This is a genomic window from Streptomyces sp. NPDC001532, assembly GCF_040298625.1.
Lineage (GTDB): Bacteria > Actinomycetota > Actinomycetes > Streptomycetales > Streptomycetaceae > Streptomyces.
Genome location: NZ_JBEPAL010000027.1, coordinates 60,483 through 82,305 on the forward strand (window position 1 = coordinate 60,483; position 21,823 = coordinate 82,305).

Here is a 21,823-nt window from a genome sequence, read left to right on the forward strand (position 1 = left end):
GGCGGGGTAACCGCGGGGAAGGGAGGTGCATGGGGGGCCTCCGAGACGTGTCGGAAGGTGAGGGGAGGAGAGATTGGGAGCGCTCCCAAAGCCGGGAGCGCTCCCCGTGTGCCCAGGAGTGGGCGGATCAGCTGGTCGGGAAGGAGTCGGCGGTGCTGATACGGCTCTTCAGCAGCGCCCCCGACTCGGTCAGCACGCCGCTGCTGCTGTAGTCGGTGCCGTTGCAGGTGCCCGGCTTGAAGGCGGCGCTGCTCTCGTCGGCGTCGGAGTAGGTCCAGTTCGCGTAGCTGATCTTCAGCTGGTCGAGCAGGTCCAGCCAGGCCACGCTGCTCGCGCGGTCCATCGCCCCGCCGCCGGTGGCGCTCACCGTGCCGAACTCGGTGACGAAGAGCGGCAGCTTGGCGGCCGCGCTGCTCACCGTGGCGCGGTAGTTGTCCTTGTGGCTCGCGGCGTAGAAGTGGAAGGCGTACATGATGTTGGTCGCGTTGACCGGGTTGTTGACGACCTCTGTCTCGTTGGAGCCGTCCGAGACGCCCAGCGAGGACCAGCCGCGGGTGCCGACGATGACGACGGCGTCCGGGTCGGCGGCGCGGATCACCGGGATGACCTGCTCGGCGTAGTTCTTGATGGCCGTCCAGCTCACGCCGTTGGGCTCGTTGGCGATCTCGTAGATCACGTTCTTCTTGGCGGCGTTGCGGGCGGCGACGGAGGCGAAGAAGGTCTTCGCCCGGTCGAGGTTGAAGTTCGGGTCGCCCGGGGTCAGGGTGTGGAAGTCGATCAGCGCGTACATGCCGCGGGCCTCGGCCATGTCGACCAGGCTGTTCACCCGGCTGGTGAAGCCGGCCGGGTCGGTCTCGTAGCCGCTCTCCTGGACGTACATCGCGATGCGCAGCAGGTCCGACTTCCAGTCCTTCGCCAACGCGTCCACGGAGGCGCTGTTGTAGCACTTGGCGAACCACTGGATGCCGTGGGTGCTCATGCCGCGCAGCTGGATCGGGCGGTTGTACTGGTTGCACAGGTTGACGCCGCAGACGCGGAGCTGTCCGTTGACGTCGACCGGGGTGCCGGTACCGGGGCCCGGGTCCGGGTCGGGCGGCGGCTCCTCCCCGCCGACGGAGCCCGTGCAGGTCACGCCGTTGAGCGTGAAGGCCGTGGGCTTGGGGTTGGCGCCGGTGAAGGAGCCCGTGAAGCCCAGGTCGGTGGCGGCGCCGGTGGCCAGGGTGCGGTTCCAGTCGACGTTGGTGACGCTGACCGCGGAGCCGGACTGCGACCAGGTGGCGTTCCAGCCCTGGACGACCTTCTGGCCGGCGTCGGGCAGGGTGAACCTGAGCGTCCAGCCGCTGACGGGGTCACCCAGGTTGGTGATCCTCACCCCGGCCTGGAAGCCGCCCTGCCACTGGTTGGTGACCGTGTAGTCGACCTTGCAGCCGGTGGCGGCGGCCGCCGGGGGCCCGGCCAGCGCCGTGAGACCCAGGGCCGTCGCGCAGGTCGCCAGCAGGGCGAGAAAGCGTCTCACCACGTTCCTCCTCATCGTCGTCGTGCGAACTGTCGTCGTCGTGCGAACTGTCGTCGTCGTGCGAACTGTCGTCGTCGTGCGAACTGTCGTCGTCGTGCGAACCGTCGTAGCCGTGCGAACTGTCGTCGTCGTGCGAAGCGGAGCGGGAACATCTGAATGGGAGCGCTCCCAAAGTCCATCGGGCCGAGACCGTACACCGGTGCGTGGGCGGCGTACAGACATCCGACCGCGGAACTCGCGGCCGGCCCTAGAGAAGCGCGAACTGGCCCTCCGGGCCCTCCTCCTGGTGGTCCAGGACCGAGGCGGGGCGGCGGGCCGGCTCCGGGGCGGGGAGGATGCCCGCCTCGGTCAGCTCCGTCGCCGTGAGCGGGGCGGTGAGGGCCAGCTCCCGTCTGCGGGGGAGCAGTTCGGCGATCAGTGTCAGGACCGTGACGAGTTCCAGCAGTTCCGAGGTCCACCGCTGCGGCCAGCCGGCCGGGCGGATCGCGGCGAGGGTGCCCGGCTCGGGGGCGGCGGTGCGGGTGGCGAACCACTGCTCCAGGACGCGCGTCCCGCCCGTCTCGAAGTCCCACGCCTCGGGCGGCACCGGCGAGATGCGGCCCTCGTCCAGCAGGAGGGTCTCCTCCTCGCGGTCGTAGCGCAGGACCGTGGGGCGGGCGGGGAGCGGGGCGCGGACGTAGGGCCGGCGGCCGCCGGGCAGCTTGGGGCGCTCGCCGTCGCGGCGCAGCAGCCACAGCAGCCGGCGGCCCAGCGCGACGCCCGTGGACCAGAGGTCTGTGTCGGTGGTGAGGGGGACGGCGTGGTCGGGGCGGGCCGTCGCCAGGGTCCAGGCGAGGACGTCCACCGGGGTGACCGGCCGGCCGCCGAGCCGGTCGGCCAGGTGCTCCAGCAGACCGGGGGCCAGGTTGGGTTCGGTGCCGCCGGGACGGCGGTACAGCGGACGGACCGGGCCGGGGCGCAGCAGGGGCAGCAGGGAGGTCGCGAGCAGCGGCAGCGCCGGCTCCTCCGGCACCTCCACGGCGAAGACCTGGTGTGCGTCGGCGACCCGCCACAGTTCCGGGCGGGCGGTGTCGATGAGGCGGTGGTCGGGGATGAGCCACTGCTCGTCGAAGGGCGCGGCCAGCACGCGGACGGGCTCCGGGCAGGGGCCGGTGGCGCGCAGCAGCCGCTGGGTGCCGGTGGACTGGCCGGGCAGCTGGCCGACCGCGCTGCGCAGGGTGCGGGCCCGGGTCGGTTCGAACAGGGCCTCCCGGTCCGGGCCGTCCGCCGTGACCAGGGCGTTCCAACGGGCTTTCAGGGACGCGGGGTCGGGGGCCGCCGGCCAGCCGCGGCCGAGCCGCGGTGGTGCGACGGACCACGGCATGAGGTCCGCCAGCAGCGGAGCGTCGTCGAACGTCACGCCCGGCATCGTACGACGGGCCGGTGCCGGCCCTGGGCGGCGTCGGGACTCGGGTGGCGTCGGGTCTCAGGTGGCGTCGAGGGTGACCGTGAAGGAGAAGCGGTCGCCGCGGTAGTGGATGACGGCCACGTCCAGCGCCCGGCCGTCCGCGTCGTAGGTGACGCCGGTGTAGTGCAGGATCGGGCTGAGCAGCGGGACCTGGAGCAGCCGGGCCGTCTCCGGGTCGGCGAGGCGGGCCTCGACGGTGTCCGTGATCCGGCTGATGTCCGCCCCGAGGACATCGCGCAGCACCTTCGTCATCGGCCAGCGGACCAGGTCGTCGAGGTCGATGCGGTCGGCGAGTTCGGGCCGGACCCAGTTGCGGGCGTGGTTGGTCGGCTCGCCGGTCTTGGCGTCGCTGCGCAGCCGGTGGTAGGCCCCGGCCTCGGCGAGGTCCGGGAAGTGCTCGGCGACCTCGGCCGGCGGGGCGGCGCGGCCGTGGTCCAGCAGTTCGGTCGTCATGCCGGACTGCTGGGCCACGATCGCGTCCACCGAGCCGAGCAGCCGCACCGGCGCGCCCCGGCGGGCGTGCGGCTCGATGAACGTGCCGCGCCGCCGGTGGCGGGTGATCAGCCCCTCGTCCTCCAGCTCCTTCAGCGCCTGCCGCATGGTCAGCACGCTCACGCCGTAGTGCCCGGCCAGCTGCTCCTCGGTGGGCAGGCGCAGCGGGTCCCGGGGCGAGCGGCCGAGTATCGAGGCGCGCAGCGACTGGGACACCTGGTACCAGAGCGGCAGCTTGCGGTTCAGGACGATGGAGTCCGGGGCGAAGGAGGTCACGGGGCCATCCGTACCGGTTGCGGATTCGTCAGTGCAAGGGGCGGAAGTGCCGCTCCAGGCCCTGCCAGACGTCGTCGTACCCCTGCTGGAGGTGGTCCGCGCGGGCCGCCTGCGGCGTGAGGGTCAGCGGCCAGCGGGTCTCGAACATGAACGCCAGCCCGTCGTCGATCTTCTGCGGGCGCAGCTCGGCCGCGCTCGCCCGGTCGAAGGTCTCCCGGTCCGGGCCGTGCGCCGACATCATGTTGTGCAGCGAGCCGCCGCCCGGCACGAAACCGCCCTCTCCGGCCGTCTTGGCGTCGTAGGCGCCCTCGATCAGGCCCATGTACTCGCTCATCACGTTCCGGTGGAAGTACGGCGGCCGGAAGGTGTCCTCGCCGACCAGCCAGCGCGGCGCGAAGACCACGAAGTCGACGCCGGCCAGCCCCGGGGTGTCCGAGGGCGAGGTCAGCACGGTGAAGATCGACGGGTCCGGGTGGTCGTAGGAGATGGTGCCGATGACGTTGAAGCGGTGCAGGTCGTAGACGTACGGCACGTAGTTGCCGTGCCAGGCGACCACGTCGAGCGGCGAGTGGTCGTAGGTGGCAGTCCAGAGGTTGCCGCAGAACTTGTTCACCACCTCCACCGGCCCCTCCACGTCCTCGTACGCGGCGACCGGCGCGCGGAAGTCGCGGGCGTTGGCCAGGCCGTTGGCGCCGATCGGGCCGAGGTCGGGGAGGCGGAACGGGGCGCCGTAGTTCTCGCAGACGTAGCCGCGGGCGGTGGCGTCCAGCAGCTCCACCCGGAAGCGGACCCCGCGCGGGATCAGCGCCACATGGCCCGGCTCCGCGTGCAGCAGCCCGAACTCGGTGCGCAGCAGCAGTCCGCCGCGCTCCGGGACGATCAGCAGCTCGCCGTCGGCGTCGCTGAAGACGCGGTCCATGGAGGTGTCCGCGTGGTACAGGTGCACGGCCATGCCGGTGCGCTGGGTGACGTCGCCGTTGCCGCCGAGGGTCCACAGGCCGGCCAGGAAGTCGGTCCCGGCGGCCGGGTCGGGCAGCGGGTCCCAGCGCAGCCGGTTGGGGTCCGGGACGGTCTGGGTGAAGGGCGCGGTGCGCAGGGCGCCGTTGCCGGCCCGGGTGAACGCCGGGTGGGCGGCCGAGGGGCGGATCCGGTACAGCCAGGAGCGGCGGTTGTGCGCCCTGGGCTCGGTGAACGCCGTACCGCTCAACTGCTCCGCGTACAGCCCCAGCGGGGCCCGCTGGGGCGAGTTGCGGCCCTCCGGCAGGGCGCCCGGCACCGCCTCCGAGCTGTGCTCGTTGCCGAATCCGGAGAGATACGTCAGCCCCTCGGCGGTCTTTCGCGCGTCCCCGCTCATTGATCACTGCTCCCTGTGCCGTCGATCTGTGGACCGCTCATTCCTATGCATCACCGTAGGATTGCGGTTTCGTGTGCGCAAGAGGCCCGCGCACAGTCCCGGTGAGTTCGTTCTCCCCTCCTCCTCTCGGGGGACTACCACGGGACCACCGGAACCAGACTCCAGGGGGATTCGAGGTGTCGTACCGGTGTTCTAGGCTCGCCGGCATGTCGTGGACGCGCGGATCAGTCGCCGCGCTCGCGGTCTGTGTCCTTCTGCTGGCCGGATCCGCGGGCTGCGGCACCAGTGGCACCGGTGAGGCGGGCGATGTGACGCCCGCGCCGGTGGGCAAGGTGCTCGAGGACAGGGACGAGGAGGGCCGGTCCTACCGGCAGGTCGACGAGGAGGACGCCCCCGAGGTCGGCATCGAGGTGCAGCCCGACCCGGCCGCGACCAGCTGGCGGGTGCGGCTGACCCTGGACGGCTTCCGCTTCTCGGTGCGAGGGGCGCCCGAGGAGCCGGTGGCCGGGCGCGGCACCGCCCGGCTCTTCGTGGACGGCCGGTTCGTCGCCGAGCTGCGCGGCCCCGAGTACCGGCTGCCCGGCCGTCTCGTCCCGCGCGGCACCCACCACGTCACCGCCCGGCTCTACGCCGACGACGGCACGGTCTGGGCGGTGGACGGCGAGCCGGTCGAGAGCACCGCCGACATCACCGCCTCGGACCCCGGACCGACCGCCGCGATGAGTGCCGAGGCCACCGGTACGCGTACTGGGGGGTGAGGTTCACCGGACCGCTCCGGAAAGGCATCATGAAGCCCGTGCCCCACGCGACCACGCTCCGCCGCGCGCCCGTCCAGCGCCGCAGTGCCGAACGGCTGACCAGGATCCTCGACGCCTGTGCCGACCTGCTCGACGAGGCTGGGTACGACGCGCTGAGCACCCGCGCCGTCGCCGAGCGGGCCGGCGTCCCGATCGGCTCGGTCTACCGCTTCTTCGGCAACAAGCGGCAGATGGCGGACGCGCTCGCCCAGCGCAACCTGGAGCGGTACGCCGAGCGGATCGCCGGCCGGCTGGGCGGCGCGCGACCCGGCGACTGGCGGGCGGCCATGGACGCCGTGATCGACGAGTACCTGGCGATGAAGCGCACCGCGCCCGGCTTCTCCCTGGTGGACTTCGGCAACCAGATCCCCGTCGGCGCCCGCCAGGCGGAGCCCAACCACCGGGTCGCCGACCGGCTGACCGAGCTGCTCGCCGGTCATCTCGATCGCACCCCCGACAGCGATCTGCGCCGGATGTTCCTGATCGCCGTGGAGACCGCCGACACACTGGTCCAGCTGGCCTTCCGGATGGATCCGCAGGGCGACGAGCGGATCATCGCGGAGATGCGGGAGCTGCTGCGGTCGTATCTGGCGCGGGCGCTGGACTGAACCGGAGCCTTTGGGGAGAGGCGCGCAGACCCTCCCCAACATGCCTACCGGTCGGTATGCTCGGCGGCGTCCGCGCGTCATCGCCGTCGCCTGCCCGGGAGGACCCGTGTCCCGCACCGCCCTGCGTATCTGCCCCCTGTGCGAGGCCACCTGCGGGCTGACCCTCACCATCGAGGGCACCACCGTCACCGGCGCCCGCGGCGACCGCGACGATGTCTTCAGCCAGGGCTTCATCTGCCCCAAGGGCGCCTCCTTCGGCGCCGTGGACGGCGACCCCGACCGGCTGCGCACCCCGCTGGTGCGCCGGGACGGCGAACTGTGCGAGGCCACCTGGGCGGAGGCCTTCGACGCGGTCGCCGCCGGACTGCGCCCGGTCGTCGAACGGCACGGACCGAACGCCGTCGGCGTCGTCCTCGGCAACCCCAACGTGCACACCATGGCCGGCGCGCTCTACCCGCCGCTGCTCATCGGCGCGCTCGGCACCCGCAGCCTGTTCACCGCCTCCACGGTCGACCAGATGCCCAAGCACGTCTCCAGCGGCCTGCTCTACGGAGACGCCAACGCCATCCCGGTGCCCGACCTCGACCGCACCGACCACCTGCTGCTGATCGGCGCCAACCCGCTGGAGTCCAACGGCAGCCTGTGCACGGCCCCCGACTTCCCGGGCCGCCTCAAGGCGCTCAAGGCCCGCGGCGGCACCCTCACCGTCATCGACCCGCGCCGCACCCGCACCGCCCGGCTCGCCGACCGGCACATCGCGATCCGCCCCGGCACGGACGCGCTCCTCCTCGCGGCGATGGCGCACGTGCTGTTCGAGGAGGACCTGGTCGACGTCGGCGAGCTGGCCCCGCACCTCGAAGGCCTCGACGAACTGCGCGAAGCCGTACGCGACTTCACCCCCGAGGCCGCCGCCGCGGCCTGTGACGTCGACGCCGATGTGCCGCGCACCCTCGCCCGCGAACTGGCCGCCGCCCCCACCGCCGCCGTCTACGGCCGCATCGGCAGCTGCACCGTCCCGCACGGCACGCTCGCCAGCTGGCTCGTCGACGTGCTCGCCGTCCTCACCGGCAACCTGGACCGGCCCGGCGGCTCCCTCTTCCCGCAGGCCGCCACCGACCGGACACCGCGCCCCGCCGGCCCCGGCAAGGGCTTCGCGCTCGGCCGCTGGCACTCCCGGGTGAGCCGGCACCCCGAGGCCAAGGGCGAACTGCCCATCTCCGCGCTCGCCGAGGAGATCGACACCGCCACCGAGGACGGCGAGCCGATCTGCGCGCTGGTCTCCATCGCCGCCAACCCGGTGCTCTCCACACCCGACGGCGACCGTCTCGACAAGGCCCTCGGCTCACTCGACTTCATGGTCAGCGTCGACCCCTACCTCAACGAGACCTCCCGGCACGCCGACGTCGTACTGCCGCCGCCCCCGCCCGCGCAGAGCCCGCACCACGACTTCGCCTTCAACACCCTCGCCGTGCGCAACCAGGTCCGCTACACCCGCCCCGCGATCCCGCTGGAGCCCGGCCGGATGGCCGAGACGGAGATCCTGGCGCGGCTGGTGCTCGCCGCGAGCGGCATGCACGGAGCCGACCCCGCCGCCGTCGACACGATGGTGATCGACCAGACCCTCGGCAAGGCCGTCAAGGACCCGCACTCCCCGGTGCACGGCCGCGACCCGCGTGAACTCGCCGCACTGCTGACCGGCGAGACCGGTCCCGAGCGACGGCTCGACATGATGCTGCGCCTCGGCCCCTACGGCGACGGCTTCGGCGCCCACGAGGACGGGCTGAGCCTGCGGAAACTGCTCGCCCACCCGCACGGCATCGACCTCGGCCCGCTCCGCCCGCGGCTGCCGCGGCCGCTGCGCACCCGCAGCGGAAAGGTGGAGCTGCTGCCCGCCCCGATCGCCGCCGACCTGCCCCGGCTGCGGCAGGCCCTGGCCGAGCGCCCCGCCGGACTGCTCCTCGTCGGCCGCCGCCATCTGCGCTCCAACAACAGCTGGATGCACAACATCCCGGCCCTCACCGGCGGCACCAACCGCTGCACCCTGCACCTGCACCCCGAGGACGCCGAACGCCTCGGCGTGCGCGACGGGGCGCCGGTGCGGGTCAAGGGCGCCGGGGGAGAGGTGACCGTCCCCGTGGAGGTCACCGACGGGGTGCGGCGGGGCGTGGTCAGCCTGCCGCACGGCTGGGGCCACGACCGGCCGGGCACTCGCATGAGCCATGCCGCCGCGGACCCCGGCGTCAACGTCAACCAGCTCCTCGACGGCAGCCTGCTCGACCCGCTGTCCGGCAACGCGGTCCTCAACGGCGTCCCCGTCGAACTCGTCCCGGTGGCCTGAAATGTCATGGACGCTGACCTGAGCAAAGCTGTGACCAGCAGTTTTGCGCTTATTGCTCGCATGTCAACGTCTTGTTAACGCTGCTTGGCGGGACCTAACGTCCATCGCACCGCCGACCCAGGTGGGAGTTCAAGGGCGAACGTTAGGTATCCACTCATGCTGACCATCCTCGGCTTCGCCATGATCGCGACCTTCCTGGTCCTGATCATGATGAAGAAGATGTCGCCGATCGCGGCGCTCGTGCTCATCCCGGCACTCTTCTGCGTCTTCGTCGGCAAGGGCGCCCACCTGGGCGACTACGTCATCGACGGCGTCACCAGCCTGGCCCCGACCGCGGCGATGCTGATGTTCGCCATCGTCTACTTCGGGGTCATGATCGACGTCGGCCTCTTCGACCCGATCGTCAAAGGCATCCTCAAGTTCTGCAAGGCCGACCCGATGCGCATCGTCGTCGGGACGGCCCTGCTCGCCGCGATCGTGTCGCTGGACGGCGACGGCTCGACCACCTTCATGATCACGGTCTCCGCGCTCTACCCGCTCTACAAGCGGCTGAAGATGAGCCTGGTCGTCCTCACCGGTGTCGCCGCCATGGCCAACGGCGTGATGAACACGCTGCCCTGGGGCGGCCCCACCGCCCGCGCGGCCACCGCGCTGAAGCTGGACGCCAGCGACATCTTCGTCCCGATGATCCCGGCCCTCGCCGTCGGCCTGCTCTTCGTGATCGGCCTCTCCTACGTCCTCGGTCTGCGCGAGCGCAAGCGGCTCGGCACGCTGACGCTGGACGAGGTGCTGGTGGAGGAGAAGGAGACGGTCCTGGTCGGCACGGGCACGGGCACGGGCTCCGGGGACCGGGGGACGGTCAAGGCCGCCGGCGGCTCGGGCTCCGGCACGGACGCCGACGCCGACGCCGCCGCGGACGAGGACGACGGCTTCCAGGGCCTCGACCCGCACCGCGACACCCTGCGCCCCAGGCTCTACTGGTTCAACGCGCTGCTCACCATCGCCCTGCTCACCGCCATGATCATGGAGCTGCTGCCGATCCCGGTGCTGTTCCTGCTCGGCGCCGCGCTCGCGCTCTCCGTGAACTTCCCGCGCATCCCCGACCAGAAGGCTCGCCTGGCCGCCCACGCCGACAACGTCCTCAACGTCTCCGGCATGGTCTTCGCCGCCGCCGTCTTCACCGGCGTCCTCCAGGGCACCGGCATGGTCGACAGCATGGCCAAGTGGATGGTCGACGTCATCCCCGCCGGCATGGGCCCGCACATGGCCCTCGTCACCGGCGTCCTGAGCCTGCCGCTCACCTACTTCATGTCGAACGACGGCTTCTACTTCGGCGTCCTGCCGGTGCTCGCCGAGGCCGGTGCCGCGCACGGTGTCTCGCCGCTGGAGATGGCCCGCGCCTCGCTCGTCGGCCAGCCGCTGCACATGTCCAGCCCGCTCGTCCCGGCCGTCTACGTCCTGGTCGGCATGGCCAAGGTCGAGTTCGGCGACCACACCCGGTTCGTGGTCAAGTGGGCCGCCCTCACCTGTCTGGTCATCCTCGCGGCGGGCATCCTGTTCGGCATCATCTGACGGCGCCGGCCACGCGCCCACGGCCCGCGCGTCCACGGCCCGCGAATCCAGAGCCCTCGAACTCTTCCCGGAGGTAAGAACCATGAGGCCCGGTGGGAACCGCGGCTGGCTGCTCCGCCTCGTCATCGCCTTCAGCTTCGCGCAGGGGGCGGTGTCGATGGCCCGGCCCGCCGTCTCCTACCGGGCCCTCGCGCTGGGCGCCGACGAGCGGGCGGTCGGGGTGATCGCGGGGGTCTACGCCCTCCTCCCGCTGTTCGCGGCCGTCCCGCTGGGCCGCCGTACCGACCACGGCCGCTGCGCGCCCCTGCTGCCCGCCGGAGTGGTGCTGATATCCGGCGGCTGTGTGCTCAGCGGCCAGGCGGGCTCGCTGGGGGCGATGGCGGTCTGGAGCGGGGTCATGGGCCTCGGCCACCTCGCCTTCGTCATCGGCGCCCAGTCGCTGGTGGCCCGCCAGTCCGCCCCGCACGAACAGGACCGCAACTTCGGCCACTTCACCATCGGCGCCTCCCTCGGCCAGCTGATCGGCCCGATCGCGGCCGGCGCGCTGATCGGCGGCCCCGACATGGCGGGCACCAGCGCGCTCGCCCTGCTGGTCGCGGGCGCGGGCGCCGCCGTCGCGTTCACCTCGCTGTGGCGCATAGAGCACCGCCGTACGACGCCGGCTTCCCGTCCGGCGGCGGGCGCCCGGGTGCCGGTGAGCGGCATCCTGCGCGCCCGGGGCGTGCCCGCCGGCATCCTGATCAGCCTCTCCGTGCTCTCCGCGACCGACATCCTGACCGCCTATCTGCCGGTGCTCGGCGAGCACCGGGGCATCGCCCCGTCCGTGATCGGCCTGCTGCTCAGCCTGCGGGCGGCGGCCACCATCGCCTGCCGGCTGGTGCTCACCCCGCTGCTGCGGCTGCTCGGCCGCACCGCACTGCTCACCGTGACCTGTCTGCTGGCCGCCGTGCTCTGCGCGGGCGTCGCGGTGCCGGTGCCGGTGTGGGCGCTGGCCGTGATGCTGGCGGCGCTCGGGTTCTGCCTCGGCGTCGGCCAGCCGCTGTCCATGACGACGGTCGTGCAGGCCGCTCCCGAGGGCGCCCGTTCCACCGCCCTCGCCCTGCGGCTGACCGGCAACCGCCTCGGCCAGGTCGCCGCGCCCGCCACGGCGGGCCTGGTCGCCGGAGTGGTCGGGGTGGCCGCGCCGTTCGTGATGCTCGGGGTGCTGCTCCTGCTCTCCTCGGGTGTGGCGCTGCGCTCGCCCGTGCGGCCCGCCGCCGAGGAGCGCCCGCGGGCGCGCGCCTCCCGCGTCCGCCGCGGCAGCGACGCCTGAGCGAGCGGCACCCGCAACTGCGCGGCACCCGTGTGCGACCGGGATCTCGCCGCGTCGGTGACACGGTCCACAGCCGGGCGAGGGTCGACTTCCGACCCGCCGCCGGGCAGGGTGAGCCGTGCCATGCGGGACGCCCCTGGTGCCGTAAAACTAACGGCGCTAGTTTGGGGGCTCGAGGACGAGGCCCGCCGGAAGGAACGCGATGAAGGCACATGACGGCATGTACATCGACGGCGCCTGGCGCCCGGCCGCGGGACAGGACGTCATCGACGTCGTGAACCCGGCCGACGAGCAGGTCATCGGTCAGGTGCCGGCCGGTAGCGCCCTGGACGTCGACAACGCCGTCCGGGCCGCCCGCGCCGCCCTCGCGGGCTGGGCCGCGACCCCGCCCGCGGAGCGCGCCGCCCGCCTGACCGCGCTGCGCGACATCCTGGTCGCGCGCGCCGAGGAGATCGCCGAGACGGTCACCGCCGAACTCGGCTCCCCGCTGAAGTTCTCGCAGACCGTGCACGTGGGCGCCCCCATCGCGGTCGCGGGCTCGTACGCGAAGCTCGCGGCCGAGTACGCCTTCGAGGAGAAGGTCGGCAACTCCGTGGTCTACCAGGAGCCGATCGGCGTGGTCGCCGCCATCACGCCCTGGAACTACCCCCTGCACCAGATCGTCGCCAAGGTCGCCCCGGCGCTCGCCGCGGGCTGCACGGTCGTGCTGAAGCCCGCCGAGGACACCCCGCTCACCGCCCAGCTGTTCGCCGAGGCGGTGCACGAGGCCGGCGTTCCCGCGGGTGTGTTCAACCTGGTCACCGGGCTCGGCCCGGTCGCCGGCCAGGCGCTCGCCGAGCACCCGGACGTCGACCTGGTCTCCTTCACCGGCTCCACCGCCGTGGGCCGGCGCATCGGCGCGCTCGCCGGCTCCGGCATCAAGAAGGTCGCCCTGGAACTCGGCGGCAAGTCCGCCAACGTGATCCTGCCCGGCGCCGACCTGGCCAAGGCGGTCAACGTGGGCGTGGCCAACGTGATGTCCAACTCCGGGCAGACGTGCAGCGCCTGGACCCGGATGCTGGTCCACCGCGACCGCTACGAGGAGGCGGTCGAGCTGGCCGGCGCCGCCGCCGCCAAGTACGGCGAGCGCATCGGCCCGGTGGTCAACGCCAAGCAGCAGGAGCGGGTGCGCGGTTACATCGAGAAGGGCGTCGCCGAGGGCGCCCGGCTGGTCGCCGGCGGCCCCGAGGCCCCGCGCGAGCGCGGCTGGTTCGTCAGCCCCACCGTCTTCGCCGACGTCACCCCCGAGATGACCATCGCGCAGGAGGAGATCTTCGGCCCGGTCCTGGTGATCCTGCCCTACGACGACGAGGACGACGCCCTGCGCATCGCCAACGGCACGGTGTACGGCCTGGCCGGCGCGGTCTGGGCGGCCGACGAGGCGGAGGCGGTCGCCTTCGCGCGCCGCATGGAGACCGGGCAGGTCGACATCAACGGCGGGCGCTTCAACCCGCTGGCGCCGTTCGGCGGTTACAAGCAGTCGGGCGTGGGCCGGGAACTCGGCAGCCACGGCCTGGCCGAGTACCTCCAGACCAAGTCCCTCCAGTTCTAAGGGAGTCATCTGTCATGGCCGTCCGTGCCGCCGTCGTGCCCGCCATCGGCGCCCCGCTGGAGATCACCGGCATCGAGCTGCCCGACCCCGGACCCGGCCAGGTCCGGGTCAGGCTCACCGCAGCCGGTGTCTGCCACTCCGACCTGTCCCTGTCCAACGGCACCATGAAGGTGCCGCTCCCGGCCGTGCTCGGCCACGAGGGCGCGGGCACCGTGCTCGCCGTCGGCGAGGGCGTCACCCAGGTCGCCGTCGGCGACGACGTCGTCCTCAACTGGGCGCCCTCCTGCGGCGACTGCCCCGCCTGCGCGCTCGGCGAGGTGTGGCTGTGCGCCAACGCCCTCGGCGGCATCGGCGCCGTCCACGCCCGCCGGGCCGACGACGGCACCGAGCTGCACCCCGGCCTGAACGTCGCCGCGTTCGCCGAGGAGACCGTGGTGCCGGTGAACTGCGTGCTGCCCGCCCCCGACGGCGTGCCGCTCGCGGACGCCGCCCTGCTCGGCTGCGCCGTGCTCACCGGCTACGGCGCGGTCCACCACTCGGCGAAGGTCCGCGAGGGCGAGACGGTCGCCGTGTTCGGCGTCGGCGGGGTCGGCCTCGCCGCCCTCCAGGCCGCCCGGATCGCGGGCGCGTCGAAGATCGTCGCCGTGGACGTCTCCCCGGAGAAGGAGGAGCTGGCGCGGACGGCGGGCGCCACCGACTACGTCGTCGCCTCCGACAACACCCCGCGCGAGATCCGCGCCCTCACCGGCAGGCAGGGCGTCGACGTGGCCGTCGAGTGCGTGGGCCGGGCGGTGACCATCCGCGCGGCCTGGGAGTCCACCCGGCGCGGCGGCCGCACCACGGTCGTCGGCATCGGCGGCAAGGACCAGCAGGTCACCTTCAACGCCCTGGAGATCTTCCACTGGGGCCGCACCCTGTCCGGCTGCGTCTACGGCAACAGCGACCCCGCGCGGGACCTTCCGGTGCTCGCCGGGCACGTCCGCGAGGGGCGCCTGGACCTGGGCGCGCTGGTGACGGAGCGGATCGCGCTGGACGGCATCCCGGCGGCGTTCGAGAACATGCTGGCAGGCAAGGGCGGGCGGGCCCTGGTCGTCTTCTGACCGGTGCCGCTGATCCATCCGGTACGTGGGACCCGGGGGCGCTCGCCCCCGGGTCCTTTCCGTGCCGGCGGACCGGGCACGGTCGCGGTCACGGTGACTCGTGCGGCTCGCGGGCCGGCTCGGCGCGCGCGGACAGCGCGACCACCCGGCTCCCGCGGCCCCGCGAGCGGGACACCGCCACGCCCGCCAGGCACAGCGCGCCGCCGGCCAGCGTGAAGGGCCCCGGAACCTCGCCGAGGGCCAGCCAGGACATCAGGACGACCAGGGCGGGAACCGCGTAGGTGGTCGCGCCCATCCGGCCGGCGGTCGTGCGGGCGAGGGCGTAGGCCCAGGTCGTGAAGGCCAGGGCGGTCGGGAAGACGCCCAGGTAGAGCATGTTGAGGGTGGCCGCCGCCGGCGCGTCGGCGGCCTCGCTCACCAGCTGCCCGGCGAACGGCAGACAGAGCACCGTGCCGACCAGGCACCCGAACGTCGTCACCTGAAGGGCGCTCGCCCGCCCCAGCGCGGGCTTCTGCGCCACCACACCGCCCGCGTACGCGACCGCCGCCAGCAGACACAGCACCACCCCGAGCACCGAGGAGCCGCCGCCGCCCGACATCGACAGACCCACGGTCACCGCACCCGCGAACGACACCGCCATCCCCGCCAGCAGCCGCGGCGGCGTCGGATCGCCGAGCAGCCGGGCGCCGAGCAGCGCGATCAGGATCGGGCCGATGTTCACCACCAGGGCCGCCGTACCCGCGTCCACCTGCTGCTCGCCCCAGTTGAGCACCACCATGTAGACGCCGAACCACAGCACCCCGGACACCGCGATCCCGGGCCACGCGGCCCGCGCCGGCCACCCCTCCCGCCGTACGGCGCACAGCAGCCCGAGCACCAGAGCCCCCGCCGCCAGCCGTCCCAGCGCCAGCGCTCCCGGCGAGTAGGCCTCGCCCGCGCTGCGGATCGACACGAAGGCGGACGCCCACAGCACGACGGTCACCGCGGCCGCACCGGCGGCCGCGAGGGCGGATCGGGAGGGGGAGGAGGTCATCATGGCTCCAGAGGGTAGGCGGGCGGGGCGCGCCGGGACCGGCGGATTACGGACGCCCGGCTCGGGCGCGGTAGGGCTCAGCGCAGCGTCCCGGCCGGGATGCCGAGGAGTGCGGAGAGCGCGTGCTCGCCCTCGGGTGTCACCTTCACCGCGCGTTCGGAGCCGATGCGGACGCACCAGCCGCTGGTGAGGGCGTGCTCGCACAGGGCGGCGCCGGCGGTGCCGGCGAGGTGCGGGCGGCGTTCGGTCCAGTCGAGGCAGGCCCGGGCGAGCGGGCGGCGGCCGGTGCGGTCGAGGCGGATGCCGGCGCCGGCGAACCAGGTCAGGCCGGCGTCGGTGAGCGCGAACCCGGTGTCCCGGCGCAGCAGGCCGAGCGCGCCGAGGGCGTCGGTGACGGCGATGCCGAGGCGTCCGGCGAGATGGTCGTAGCAGGTGCGGCCGCGGGCCATGGCCGATCCGGCGCCGGCCTCCCGCAGGGTCCGCGGGCGGGCGGACGGGTCCGGCGCGACCTGTGCGGCCAGGTCCTCCAGCAGCTGGGCGACCCGGGCGTCGGCGAGGCGGACGTACCGGTGCCGCCCTTGCCGTTCCTCGGTGAGCAGCCCGCCCGCGACGAGCTTGCCGAGGTGCTCGCTGAGCGTGGAGGGGGCCACGCCGGCGTGCCGCGCCAGCTCGCCCGCGGTCCAGGCCCGCCCGTCGAGCAGCGCCAGCAGGCACGCGGCGCGGGTGGTGTCGGCGACGAGGCCGGCGAAGGCGGCGAGACCGGCCGCCCGGGTGTCCCTGGTGGTCATGGGTCCCAGCTTGCGGCAGCTACGCTTCGGTGTCCGCCGAAGGGTCCTGAACGGGCCGTCCGACCTGCGCGTACTGCTGCGCCAGCCCGTCCAGCAGGGCGCTGAGCCCGGTCTCGAAGGCCCGCTCGTCGATCTTCTCCTGCTGTTCGGCGAGCCGGTGCGCCTGTCCGAGATGCGGGTAGTCGGCGGGGTCGTAGGCGCTCGCGTCGTCGACGAAGCCGCCGGCGAACGAGCCGAGCGCGGAGCCCATGATGAAGTACCGCATCAGCGCGCCGATGGAGGTGGCCTGGGCGGGCGGCCAGCCGGCGTCGACCATCGCGCCGTACACCGCGTCGGCGAGCCGCAGCGCGGCCGGGCGGCGGCCGGGGCCGCGGGCGAGGACGGGGACGATGTTCGGGTGGTCGCGCAGGGCGGCGCGGTAGGAGACCGCCCAGTCGTGCAGCGCGGTACGCCACTCCCGGCCGTCCTCGAACATCGACAGGTCGACCTGGGCGCTGACCGAGTCGGCGACCGCCTCCAGGATCTCGTCCTTGGTGCGGAAGTGGTTGTAGAGGGAGGGCCCGCTCACCCCGAGTTCAGCGGCGAGCCGGCGGGTGGAGACAGCCGCCAGGCCCTCGGCGTCCACGAGTTCCCGGGCCGTGTCGACGATCCGGTCGGTGCTGAGGAGGGGCTTGCGCGGTCGGGCCATGGCGCACATAGTAGGGCTGCACCTGGAAACTAGCAGTGCTAATTTAAATGTGCGACTTTCAATCGACCTTGGACCGGCCGGCCGCCGGCCCTCCGTCTTCGAACCGTGGGGTGACGCGCCATGAACCTGGAGCTCAGCGAGGAGCAGACCGCCGTACGGCAGCTCGCCCGGGACTTCGTGGAGCGTGAGATCGCCCCCAACGTCGTCGCCTGGGACCGCGCCGAGGAGGTCGACCGGGGCATCGTGAAGAAGCTCGGCGACCTGGGCTTCCTCGGGCTGACCGTCGACGAGGAGTACGGCGGCTCCGGCGGCGACCACCTGGCGTACTGCCTGGTGACGGAGGAGCTGGGCCGCGGTGACTCCTCGGTGCGCGGCATCGTGTCCGTCTCCCTCGGCCTGGTCGCCAAGACGATCGCGGCCTGGGGGAGCGAGGAGCAGAAGCGGCAGTGGCTGCCGGGCCTGACCTCCGGCGCGTACGTCGGCTGCTTCGGCCTGACCGAGCCCGGCACCGGCTCGGACGCGGGCAGCCTCGCCACCCGCGCGGTGCGCGACGGCGACGACTACGTCATCAACGGCACCAAGATGTTCATCACCAACGGCACCTGGGCCGACGTCGTGCTGCTCTTCGCCCGCTCCACGGACGCGCCCGGCCACAAGGGCGTGAGCGCCTTCCTGGTGCCCGCCGACACCCCCGGCCTCACCCGCCGCACCATCCACGGCAAGCTGGGCCTGCGCGGGCAGGCGACCGCGGAACTGGTCCTGGAGGACGTCCGCGTGCCCGCCGCCGCGATGCTCGGCGAGGAGGGCAAGGGCTTCTCCGTCGCCATGTCGGCCCTGGCCAAGGGGCGGATGTCGGTCGCGGCCGGCTGCGTCGGCATCGCGCAGGCCGCCCTCGACGTGGCGGTGCGCTACGCGGGCGAGCGCGAGCAGTTCGGCAAGTCCATCGCCCACCACCAGCTGGTCCAGGAACTGATCAGCGACATCGCGGTCGACGTGGACGCGGCCCGGCTGCTGACCTGGCGGGTCGCCGACCTGATCGACCGGGGCCTGCCGTTCACCACCGAGGCCTCCAAGGCCAAGCTCTTCGCCTCGGAGGCCGCCGTCCGCGCCGCCAACAACGCCCTCCAGGTCTTCGGCGGCTACGGCTACATCGACGAGTACCCGGCGGGCAAGCTGCTGCGCGACGCCCGCGTGATGACCCTCTACGAGGGCACCAGCCAGATCCAGAAGCTCGTCATCGGGCGGGCGCTCACGGGGGTCTCGGCGTTCTGAGGGCCCGCCGGCTGAGTACCTTCTGAGTACGACGGCGGATGTGGCGCGGGCCACGTCCGCCGACGCTTGTCCCATGACCGACAAGCAGCAGAACACCGCCGCCTTCTACGGCCAGGCCGTCGCCTCCTTCGCCATCGCCATGGCCGCCACCGCCATCGGCATCTACCAGCTGAACGCCGACGCCTGGGTGCGCGCCTTCCTCGGCATCGCCGTCCTGTATCTGGTCACCTCCGCCTTCACCCTCGCCAAGGTCATCCGCGACCGGCAGGAGACCGGCCGGTATGTGACCCGCTCCGAGCGGGGCATCTAAGCGGGCGCTCAGGTTCGGCGGTATGGTGGTGCCCCTGTCGGCGAGAGGGGCGAACGAGCGATGAGTACGGCGGAGGAGACGGCCGGCGGCGAGAAGCAGCCGTGGGCCGAGGTCACCCCTGACGCGGCCCGGCGGCTGCTGATCGCCGCCGTGGAGGCCTTCGCCGAGCGCGGCTACCACGCCACCACGACCCGCGACATCGCGGGCCGCGCCGGGATGAGCCCGGCCGCGCTCTACATCCACTACAAGACCAAGGAAGAGCTGCTGCACCGCATCAGCAGGATCGGCCACGAGAAGGCGCTGGAGATCCTGCGGACCGCGGCCCACCGCGAGGGCAGCCCGCGCGAGCGCCTCGCCGACGCGGTCGGCTCCTTCGTCCGCTGGCACGCCGGCGGCCGCACCACCGCCCGGGTCGTCCAGTACGAACTGGACTCCCTCGGCCCGGACGCGCGCGCCGAGATCCTGGCCCTGCGCCGCCAGTGCGACGCCGAGGTGCGCCGGATCATCGAGGACGGCGTGGCCACCGGTGACTTCGACGTGCTGGACGTCAAGGGCACCACCCTCGCCGTGCTCTCCCTCTGCATCGACGTGGCCCGCTGGTTCAGCGTCGACGGCCCCTGGACGCCCGACGAGGTCGGCGCGCTCTACGCCGACCTCGTGCTGCGGATGGTCGGGGCCAAGTAGCCCGGCGGCCCTACAGGTAGTAGCGCGAGACGGACTCGGCGACGCACACCGGCTTGTCGCCGCCCTCGCGCTCCACCGTGAAGGCGATCGTGACCTGCACACCGCCGGTCACGTCCTCCACCCCGGTGATGGCGGCGGTGGCGCGCAGCCGCGAGCCGACCGGCACCGGGGAGGGGAAACGCACCTTGTTGGTGCCGTAGTTGACGCCCATCCTGACGCCCTCGACGGTGATCAGCTGCGGGCCGAAGAGGGGCAGCAGCGACAGGGTGAGGTAGCCGTGCGCGATGGTGGTCCCGAACGGGCCCGCGGCGGCCTTCTCCGGGTCCACGTGGATCCACTGGTGGTCGCCGGTGGCCTCCGCGAACAGGTCGATCCGCTTCTGGTCGACCTCCAGCCAGTCGGTGTACCCCAGCTGCTCGCCCACCGCAGCCTTCAGCTCGTCGACGGACGTGAAGATCCTCGGCTCTGCCATGTCCCGGCCTCTCGCTCGCACCACTCGGTCACATGCGTCCTCGCATGCCTAAGCAACTGCTTAGCATGGTCGGGTCCGGTGGCCCCTGTCAACGGACCGGCCGTGTGACGCGGTCGGTAGGCTTCGAGGGGTGCCCCAGATCCCAGAGAAGATCCACGAGCTCACCGTCGGCCAGCTCTCCGCCCGCAGCGGCGCCGCCGTCTCCGCCCTGCACTTCTACGAGTCCAAGGGCCTGATCAGCAGCCGCCGCACCGCCGGGAACCAGCGCCGCTACAGCCGTGACACCCTGCGCCGGGTCGCCTTCGTCCGGGCCGCCCAGCGGGTCGGCATCCCGCTCGCCACCATCCGCGAGGCGCTGTCCGAACTCCCCGAGGAGCGCACCCCCACCCACGAGGACTGGGCCCGGCTGTCGCAGGCCTGGCGCTCCGAACTGGACGAGCGCATCAAGCAGCTGAACCGGCTGCGCGACCACCTCACCGACTGCATCGGCTGCGGCTGCCTGTCGCTGGACACCTGTGTGCTGTCCAACCCCGACGACGTCTTCGGCGACCGCCACACCGGCTCCCGCCTGCTCCCGGAACGCCCGGGCGCCGAGCGGCACCGCCGCACGCGGGCCTCGGAGGCCACCGCGGAGACGGACACGGCGAAGTGCTGTTAGACACCCTCTAGGCGGGCGCCCGGGGGCCGTCCGCCGGGCCTCGTCCGGTCAGCGCCGCCGTCACCAACTGCGCGTTGGACTCGGCGGGTCGGCCGTCCGGGAGGGTGAGGGTGTCCTCCAGGCCGATACGGGTGGCGAGACCGAGGCGGCCCGCCAGGCGCAGTACCGGCCAGGCGCCGGCGTCCTCGCCGTGCAGCAGCACCGGGCGGCCGTGCGCCGCACCGAGCTCGGACAGCAGGACGTACGCCGAGCGCTCGGCCGTGGCCGGGTCCGGGTCCGTCACCTCCGCGAGGACCCGCAGCACCCTGGGCCCCAGCGGTGAGGCCGCGAACCGGGCCGCCCCGTCCGTCCCCGACCAGATGCCCGCCTCGACGCCCACCCCGAGACCGATCAGCGCGGCGGCCAGCTCCTCCGCGCCCGGTTCATGCCAGTTGACCGAGGCGTGATCGGGCAGCACGGTCCAGTCGCGCACCCGCGCGAGCCGCACGCCGGCGTCCGGCTCGGCCCAGGCCCCGGTGGTCACCCCGACCGGCACCGGCACCCGCGCCCGGACCGCCTCCAGGGTCGCGGCGACCACCCGCGGCGAGAGCGTGTCCTGCCCGCAGGGCGTCTTGGGGTGGATGTGGAGGTCGGTGGCACCGGCCGCGACGGCTCGCGCCGCGTCCTCGGCCATCGCCCTCGGGGTGAGCGGAATCCGCGCGCCGTCGGCCGCCGTTCGCGCCCCGTTGAGACACACCTGCACCATGCCTCCAGCGTGCCAGGCGCCAAGGACGGCGCCCCGTCACCGCGTTGCCCGCGGCCCGTCGCTCATGACCCCGTCGCCGGAACGGTCCTCGACGAACGGGGGTGCGGCATCCCCCTGCGCACCCCCTGATTACTCCCTCACGCCGAGATCAGCATCCGGCCGCGCCGCGCGTACGCCAGCGCCCCCGGGGTGAGCACGGGCCGCGGCACGAGGATCCCGCAGTCCGCGCAGACCGGCCCGGACGAGGGGTCGTGGTCCAGGTCGTGCTTCCAGTACAGCCGCTCCCCGCCGCACACCGGGCACCCCGAGCCCGGTTCGCGCTCCAGCGCGGCGATCAGCTTCCGCAGGACGTCGGCCAGCGGCTCGTCGGGGTGGACCCGGGGGTCGTCGCACCAGGCGACACCGAAGCCGCCCCAGGTCATCCGGTGCCAGTCGTCCACACTGCCCGGGCGGCGCAGCCCGTCGTGCTTCTCCTTCCTGCGGCGGTCGGCGAACTCCACCTCGTAGGCGAGCCACACCGCGCGCGCCTCCTCCAGCTCCTCCAGCGCGGCCACGAGCCGTGCCGGATCGGGGGACCGGTCCTCCGGTCCGAATCCCGCCCGGGAGCACAAGTGGTCCCAGGTCGCCCGGTGCCCGTAAGGGGCGAACCGTTCAAGGCACTTGCGCAGTGAGTAGCGTCGTAGCGCGAGATCGCACCGGGGGTCGCGTACCTGTCTCGCCAGACTCCGGAAACCGGCCATCGCCCTGCACCTCCGTCACACCTGCACCTG

21 protein-coding genes are annotated in these 21,823 nt (G+C 73.1%); 11 read left to right on the top strand and 10 right to left on the bottom strand.

Annotated features, from left to right (window positions below):
- Window positions 1-127: 127 nt before the first annotated feature.
- The 4 genes from ABT232_RS23870 to hmgA all read right to left on the bottom strand — a co-directional run bounded on the left by ABT232_RS23870 (window position 128) and on the right by hmgA (window position 5,085).
- Window positions 128-1,516: a cellulase family glycosylhydrolase gene (locus ABT232_RS23870; protein ID WP_351843133.1), complete on the bottom strand. Its 1,389-nt coding sequence runs from the start codon at window positions 1,514-1,516 to the stop codon at window positions 128-130.
- A gap of 247 nt (window positions 1,517-1,763) precedes the next feature.
- On the bottom strand, window positions 1,764-2,924 hold the full coding sequence (locus tag ABT232_RS23875; RefSeq protein ID WP_351843135.1) for a type ISP restriction/modification enzyme: 1,161 nt from the start codon (window positions 2,922-2,924) through the stop codon (window positions 1,764-1,766).
- A gap of 57 nt (window positions 2,925-2,981) precedes the next feature.
- Window positions 2,982-3,731: a GntR family transcriptional regulator gene (locus ABT232_RS23880; protein ID WP_351843137.1), complete on the bottom strand. Its 750-nt coding sequence runs from the start codon at window positions 3,729-3,731 to the stop codon at window positions 2,982-2,984.
- 28 nt (window positions 3,732-3,759) lie between these two features.
- A complete protein-coding gene (gene hmgA, locus ABT232_RS23885) occupies window positions 3,760-5,085 on the bottom strand; it encodes a homogentisate 1,2-dioxygenase (protein WP_351843139.1) in 1,326 nt (441 codons plus the stop codon).
- Between the two features lie 206 nt (window positions 5,086-5,291).
- Here hmgA and ABT232_RS23890 point away from each other — a divergent pair, with 206 nt between their 5' ends.
- The 7 genes from ABT232_RS23890 (at window position 5,292) to ABT232_RS23920 (ending at window position 14,403) form a co-directional block, all read left to right on the top strand.
- Window positions 5,292-5,843, top strand: coding sequence for a hypothetical protein (locus tag ABT232_RS23890; RefSeq protein WP_351843141.1), 552 nt, complete (start codon window positions 5,292-5,294; stop codon window positions 5,841-5,843).
- Window positions 5,844-5,872: 29 nt separating this feature from the next.
- Window positions 5,873-6,490 carry a TetR/AcrR family transcriptional regulator gene (locus tag ABT232_RS23895; protein WP_351843143.1) on the top strand — a complete coding sequence of 206 codons (618 nt, stop codon included), beginning with the start codon at window positions 5,873-5,875 and terminating at the stop codon, window positions 6,488-6,490.
- Window positions 6,491-6,596: 106 nt separating this feature from the next.
- A complete protein-coding gene (locus ABT232_RS23900) occupies window positions 6,597-8,828 on the top strand; it encodes a molybdopterin oxidoreductase family protein (RefSeq protein WP_351843145.1) in 2,232 nt (743 codons plus the stop codon).
- A 156-nt stretch (window positions 8,829-8,984) separates the two neighbouring features.
- A complete protein-coding gene (locus tag ABT232_RS23905; protein WP_351843147.1) occupies window positions 8,985-10,400 on the top strand; it encodes a CitMHS family transporter in 1,416 nt (471 codons plus the stop codon).
- A gap of 82 nt (window positions 10,401-10,482) precedes the next feature.
- Window positions 10,483-11,712 (top strand): MFS transporter, encoded by a 1,230-nt coding sequence (locus ABT232_RS23910; RefSeq protein WP_351843149.1) that lies wholly within the window; start codon window positions 10,483-10,485, stop codon window positions 11,710-11,712.
- A 202-nt stretch (window positions 11,713-11,914) separates the two neighbouring features.
- The gene (locus ABT232_RS23915) at window positions 11,915-13,303 is read left to right on the top strand and encodes an aldehyde dehydrogenase family protein (protein ID WP_351843151.1); all 1,389 of its coding nucleotides are present in this window, start codon (window positions 11,915-11,917) and stop codon (window positions 13,301-13,303) included.
- 14 nt (window positions 13,304-13,317) lie between these two features.
- Complete coding sequence (locus tag ABT232_RS23920) at window positions 13,318-14,403, top strand: Zn-dependent alcohol dehydrogenase (RefSeq protein ID WP_351843153.1); 1,086 nt, start codon at window positions 13,318-13,320, stop codon at window positions 14,401-14,403.
- An 88-nt stretch (window positions 14,404-14,491) separates the two neighbouring features.
- On the opposite strand, the gene ABT232_RS23925 is transcribed toward ABT232_RS23920, so the two are convergent.
- The 3 genes from ABT232_RS23925 to ABT232_RS23935 form a co-directional block, all read right to left on the bottom strand.
- On the bottom strand, window positions 14,492-15,436 hold the full coding sequence (locus ABT232_RS23925; RefSeq protein WP_351843238.1) for a DMT family transporter: 945 nt from the start codon (window positions 15,434-15,436) through the stop codon (window positions 14,492-14,494).
- Between the two features lie 77 nt (window positions 15,437-15,513).
- A complete protein-coding gene (locus ABT232_RS23930; RefSeq protein WP_351843155.1) occupies window positions 15,514-16,224 on the bottom strand; it encodes an ArsR/SmtB family transcription factor in 711 nt (236 codons plus the stop codon).
- Between the two features lie 19 nt (window positions 16,225-16,243).
- A complete protein-coding gene (locus tag ABT232_RS23935; RefSeq protein ID WP_351843157.1) occupies window positions 16,244-16,912 on the bottom strand; it encodes a TetR/AcrR family transcriptional regulator in 669 nt (222 codons plus the stop codon).
- Between the two features lie 120 nt (window positions 16,913-17,032).
- Here ABT232_RS23935 and ABT232_RS23940 point away from each other — a divergent pair, with 120 nt between their 5' ends.
- From ABT232_RS23940 to ABT232_RS23950, 3 genes are all read left to right on the top strand, one after another.
- Complete coding sequence (locus tag ABT232_RS23940; RefSeq protein ID WP_351843159.1) at window positions 17,033-18,184, top strand: acyl-CoA dehydrogenase family protein; 1,152 nt, start codon at window positions 17,033-17,035, stop codon at window positions 18,182-18,184.
- 73 nt (window positions 18,185-18,257) lie between these two features.
- Window positions 18,258-18,494 carry a YiaA/YiaB family inner membrane protein gene (locus ABT232_RS23945; RefSeq protein ID WP_351843161.1) on the top strand — a complete coding sequence of 79 codons (237 nt, stop codon included), beginning with the start codon at window positions 18,258-18,260 and terminating at the stop codon, window positions 18,492-18,494.
- Between the two features lie 60 nt (window positions 18,495-18,554).
- Window positions 18,555-19,178, top strand: a complete 624-nt coding sequence (locus tag ABT232_RS23950; protein ID WP_351843163.1) for a TetR-type transcription factor C-terminal domain-containing protein — start codon at window positions 18,555-18,557, stop codon at window positions 19,176-19,178.
- Between the two features lie 10 nt (window positions 19,179-19,188).
- On the opposite strand, the gene ABT232_RS23955 is transcribed toward ABT232_RS23950, so the two are convergent.
- A complete protein-coding gene (locus tag ABT232_RS23955) occupies window positions 19,189-19,650 on the bottom strand; it encodes a MaoC family dehydratase (protein WP_351843165.1) in 462 nt (153 codons plus the stop codon).
- 130 nt (window positions 19,651-19,780) lie between these two features.
- Between ABT232_RS23955 and soxR the strand changes: the two genes are divergently transcribed.
- A complete protein-coding gene (soxR, locus tag ABT232_RS23960; RefSeq protein ID WP_351843167.1) occupies window positions 19,781-20,308 on the top strand; it encodes a redox-sensitive transcriptional activator SoxR in 528 nt (175 codons plus the stop codon).
- A 7-nt stretch (window positions 20,309-20,315) separates the two neighbouring features.
- Here soxR and ABT232_RS23965 read toward each other — a convergent pair whose 3' ends face one another.
- Both ABT232_RS23965 and ABT232_RS23970 read right to left on the bottom strand, forming a co-directional pair.
- Entirely contained in the window at window positions 20,316-21,053 is a 738-nt protein-coding gene (locus ABT232_RS23965) for a 3-keto-5-aminohexanoate cleavage protein (protein WP_351843169.1), read from the bottom strand.
- A 137-nt stretch (window positions 21,054-21,190) separates the two neighbouring features.
- The gene (locus ABT232_RS23970) at window positions 21,191-21,793 is read right to left on the bottom strand and encodes a hypothetical protein (RefSeq protein WP_351843171.1); all 603 of its coding nucleotides are present in this window, start codon (window positions 21,791-21,793) and stop codon (window positions 21,191-21,193) included.
- Between the last annotated feature and the right edge of the window lie 30 nt (window positions 21,794-21,823).

What these genes read in the sequence shown, in the direction of transcription:
- ABT232_RS23875 (WP_351843135.1), bottom strand. Translation starts at nt 2,924, where the DNA reads ATGCCGGGCGTGACGTTCGACGACGCTCCGCTGCTGGCGGACCTCATG.
- hmgA (WP_351843139.1), bottom strand. Translation starts at nt 5,085, where the DNA reads ATGAGCGGGGACGCGCGAAAGACCGCCGAGGGGCTGACGTATCTCTCC.
- ABT232_RS23890 (WP_351843141.1), top strand. Translation starts at nt 5,292, where the DNA reads ATGTCGTGGACGCGCGGATCAGTCGCCGCGCTCGCGGTCTGTGTCCTT.
- ABT232_RS23895 (WP_351843143.1), top strand. Translation starts at nt 5,873, where the DNA reads ATGAAGCCCGTGCCCCACGCGACCACGCTCCGCCGCGCGCCCGTCCAG.
- ABT232_RS23905 (WP_351843147.1), top strand. Translation starts at nt 8,985, where the DNA reads ATGCTGACCATCCTCGGCTTCGCCATGATCGCGACCTTCCTGGTCCTG.
- ABT232_RS23910 (WP_351843149.1), top strand. Translation starts at nt 10,483, where the DNA reads ATGAGGCCCGGTGGGAACCGCGGCTGGCTGCTCCGCCTCGTCATCGCC.
- ABT232_RS23915 (WP_351843151.1), top strand. Translation starts at nt 11,915, where the DNA reads ATGAAGGCACATGACGGCATGTACATCGACGGCGCCTGGCGCCCGGCC.
- ABT232_RS23920 (WP_351843153.1), top strand. Translation starts at nt 13,318, where the DNA reads ATGGCCGTCCGTGCCGCCGTCGTGCCCGCCATCGGCGCCCCGCTGGAG.
- ABT232_RS23925 (WP_351843238.1), bottom strand. Translation starts at nt 15,436, where the DNA reads ATGACCTCCTCCCCCTCCCGATCCGCCCTCGCGGCCGCCGGTGCGGCC.
- ABT232_RS23930 (WP_351843155.1), bottom strand. Translation starts at nt 16,224, where the DNA reads ATGACCACCAGGGACACCCGGGCGGCCGGTCTCGCCGCCTTCGCCGGC.
- ABT232_RS23935 (WP_351843157.1), bottom strand. Translation starts at nt 16,912, where the DNA reads ATGGCCCGACCGCGCAAGCCCCTCCTCAGCACCGACCGGATCGTCGAC.
- ABT232_RS23940 (WP_351843159.1), top strand. Translation starts at nt 17,033, where the DNA reads ATGAACCTGGAGCTCAGCGAGGAGCAGACCGCCGTACGGCAGCTCGCC.
- ABT232_RS23945 (WP_351843161.1), top strand. Translation starts at nt 18,258, where the DNA reads ATGACCGACAAGCAGCAGAACACCGCCGCCTTCTACGGCCAGGCCGTC.
- ABT232_RS23950 (WP_351843163.1), top strand. Translation starts at nt 18,555, where the DNA reads ATGAGTACGGCGGAGGAGACGGCCGGCGGCGAGAAGCAGCCGTGGGCC.
- ABT232_RS23955 (WP_351843165.1), bottom strand. Translation starts at nt 19,650, where the DNA reads ATGGCAGAGCCGAGGATCTTCACGTCCGTCGACGAGCTGAAGGCTGCG.
- ABT232_RS23965 (WP_351843169.1), bottom strand. Translation starts at nt 21,053, where the DNA reads ATGGTGCAGGTGTGTCTCAACGGGGCGCGAACGGCGGCCGACGGCGCG.
- ABT232_RS23970 (WP_351843171.1), bottom strand. Translation starts at nt 21,793, where the DNA reads ATGGCCGGTTTCCGGAGTCTGGCGAGACAGGTACGCGACCCCCGGTGC.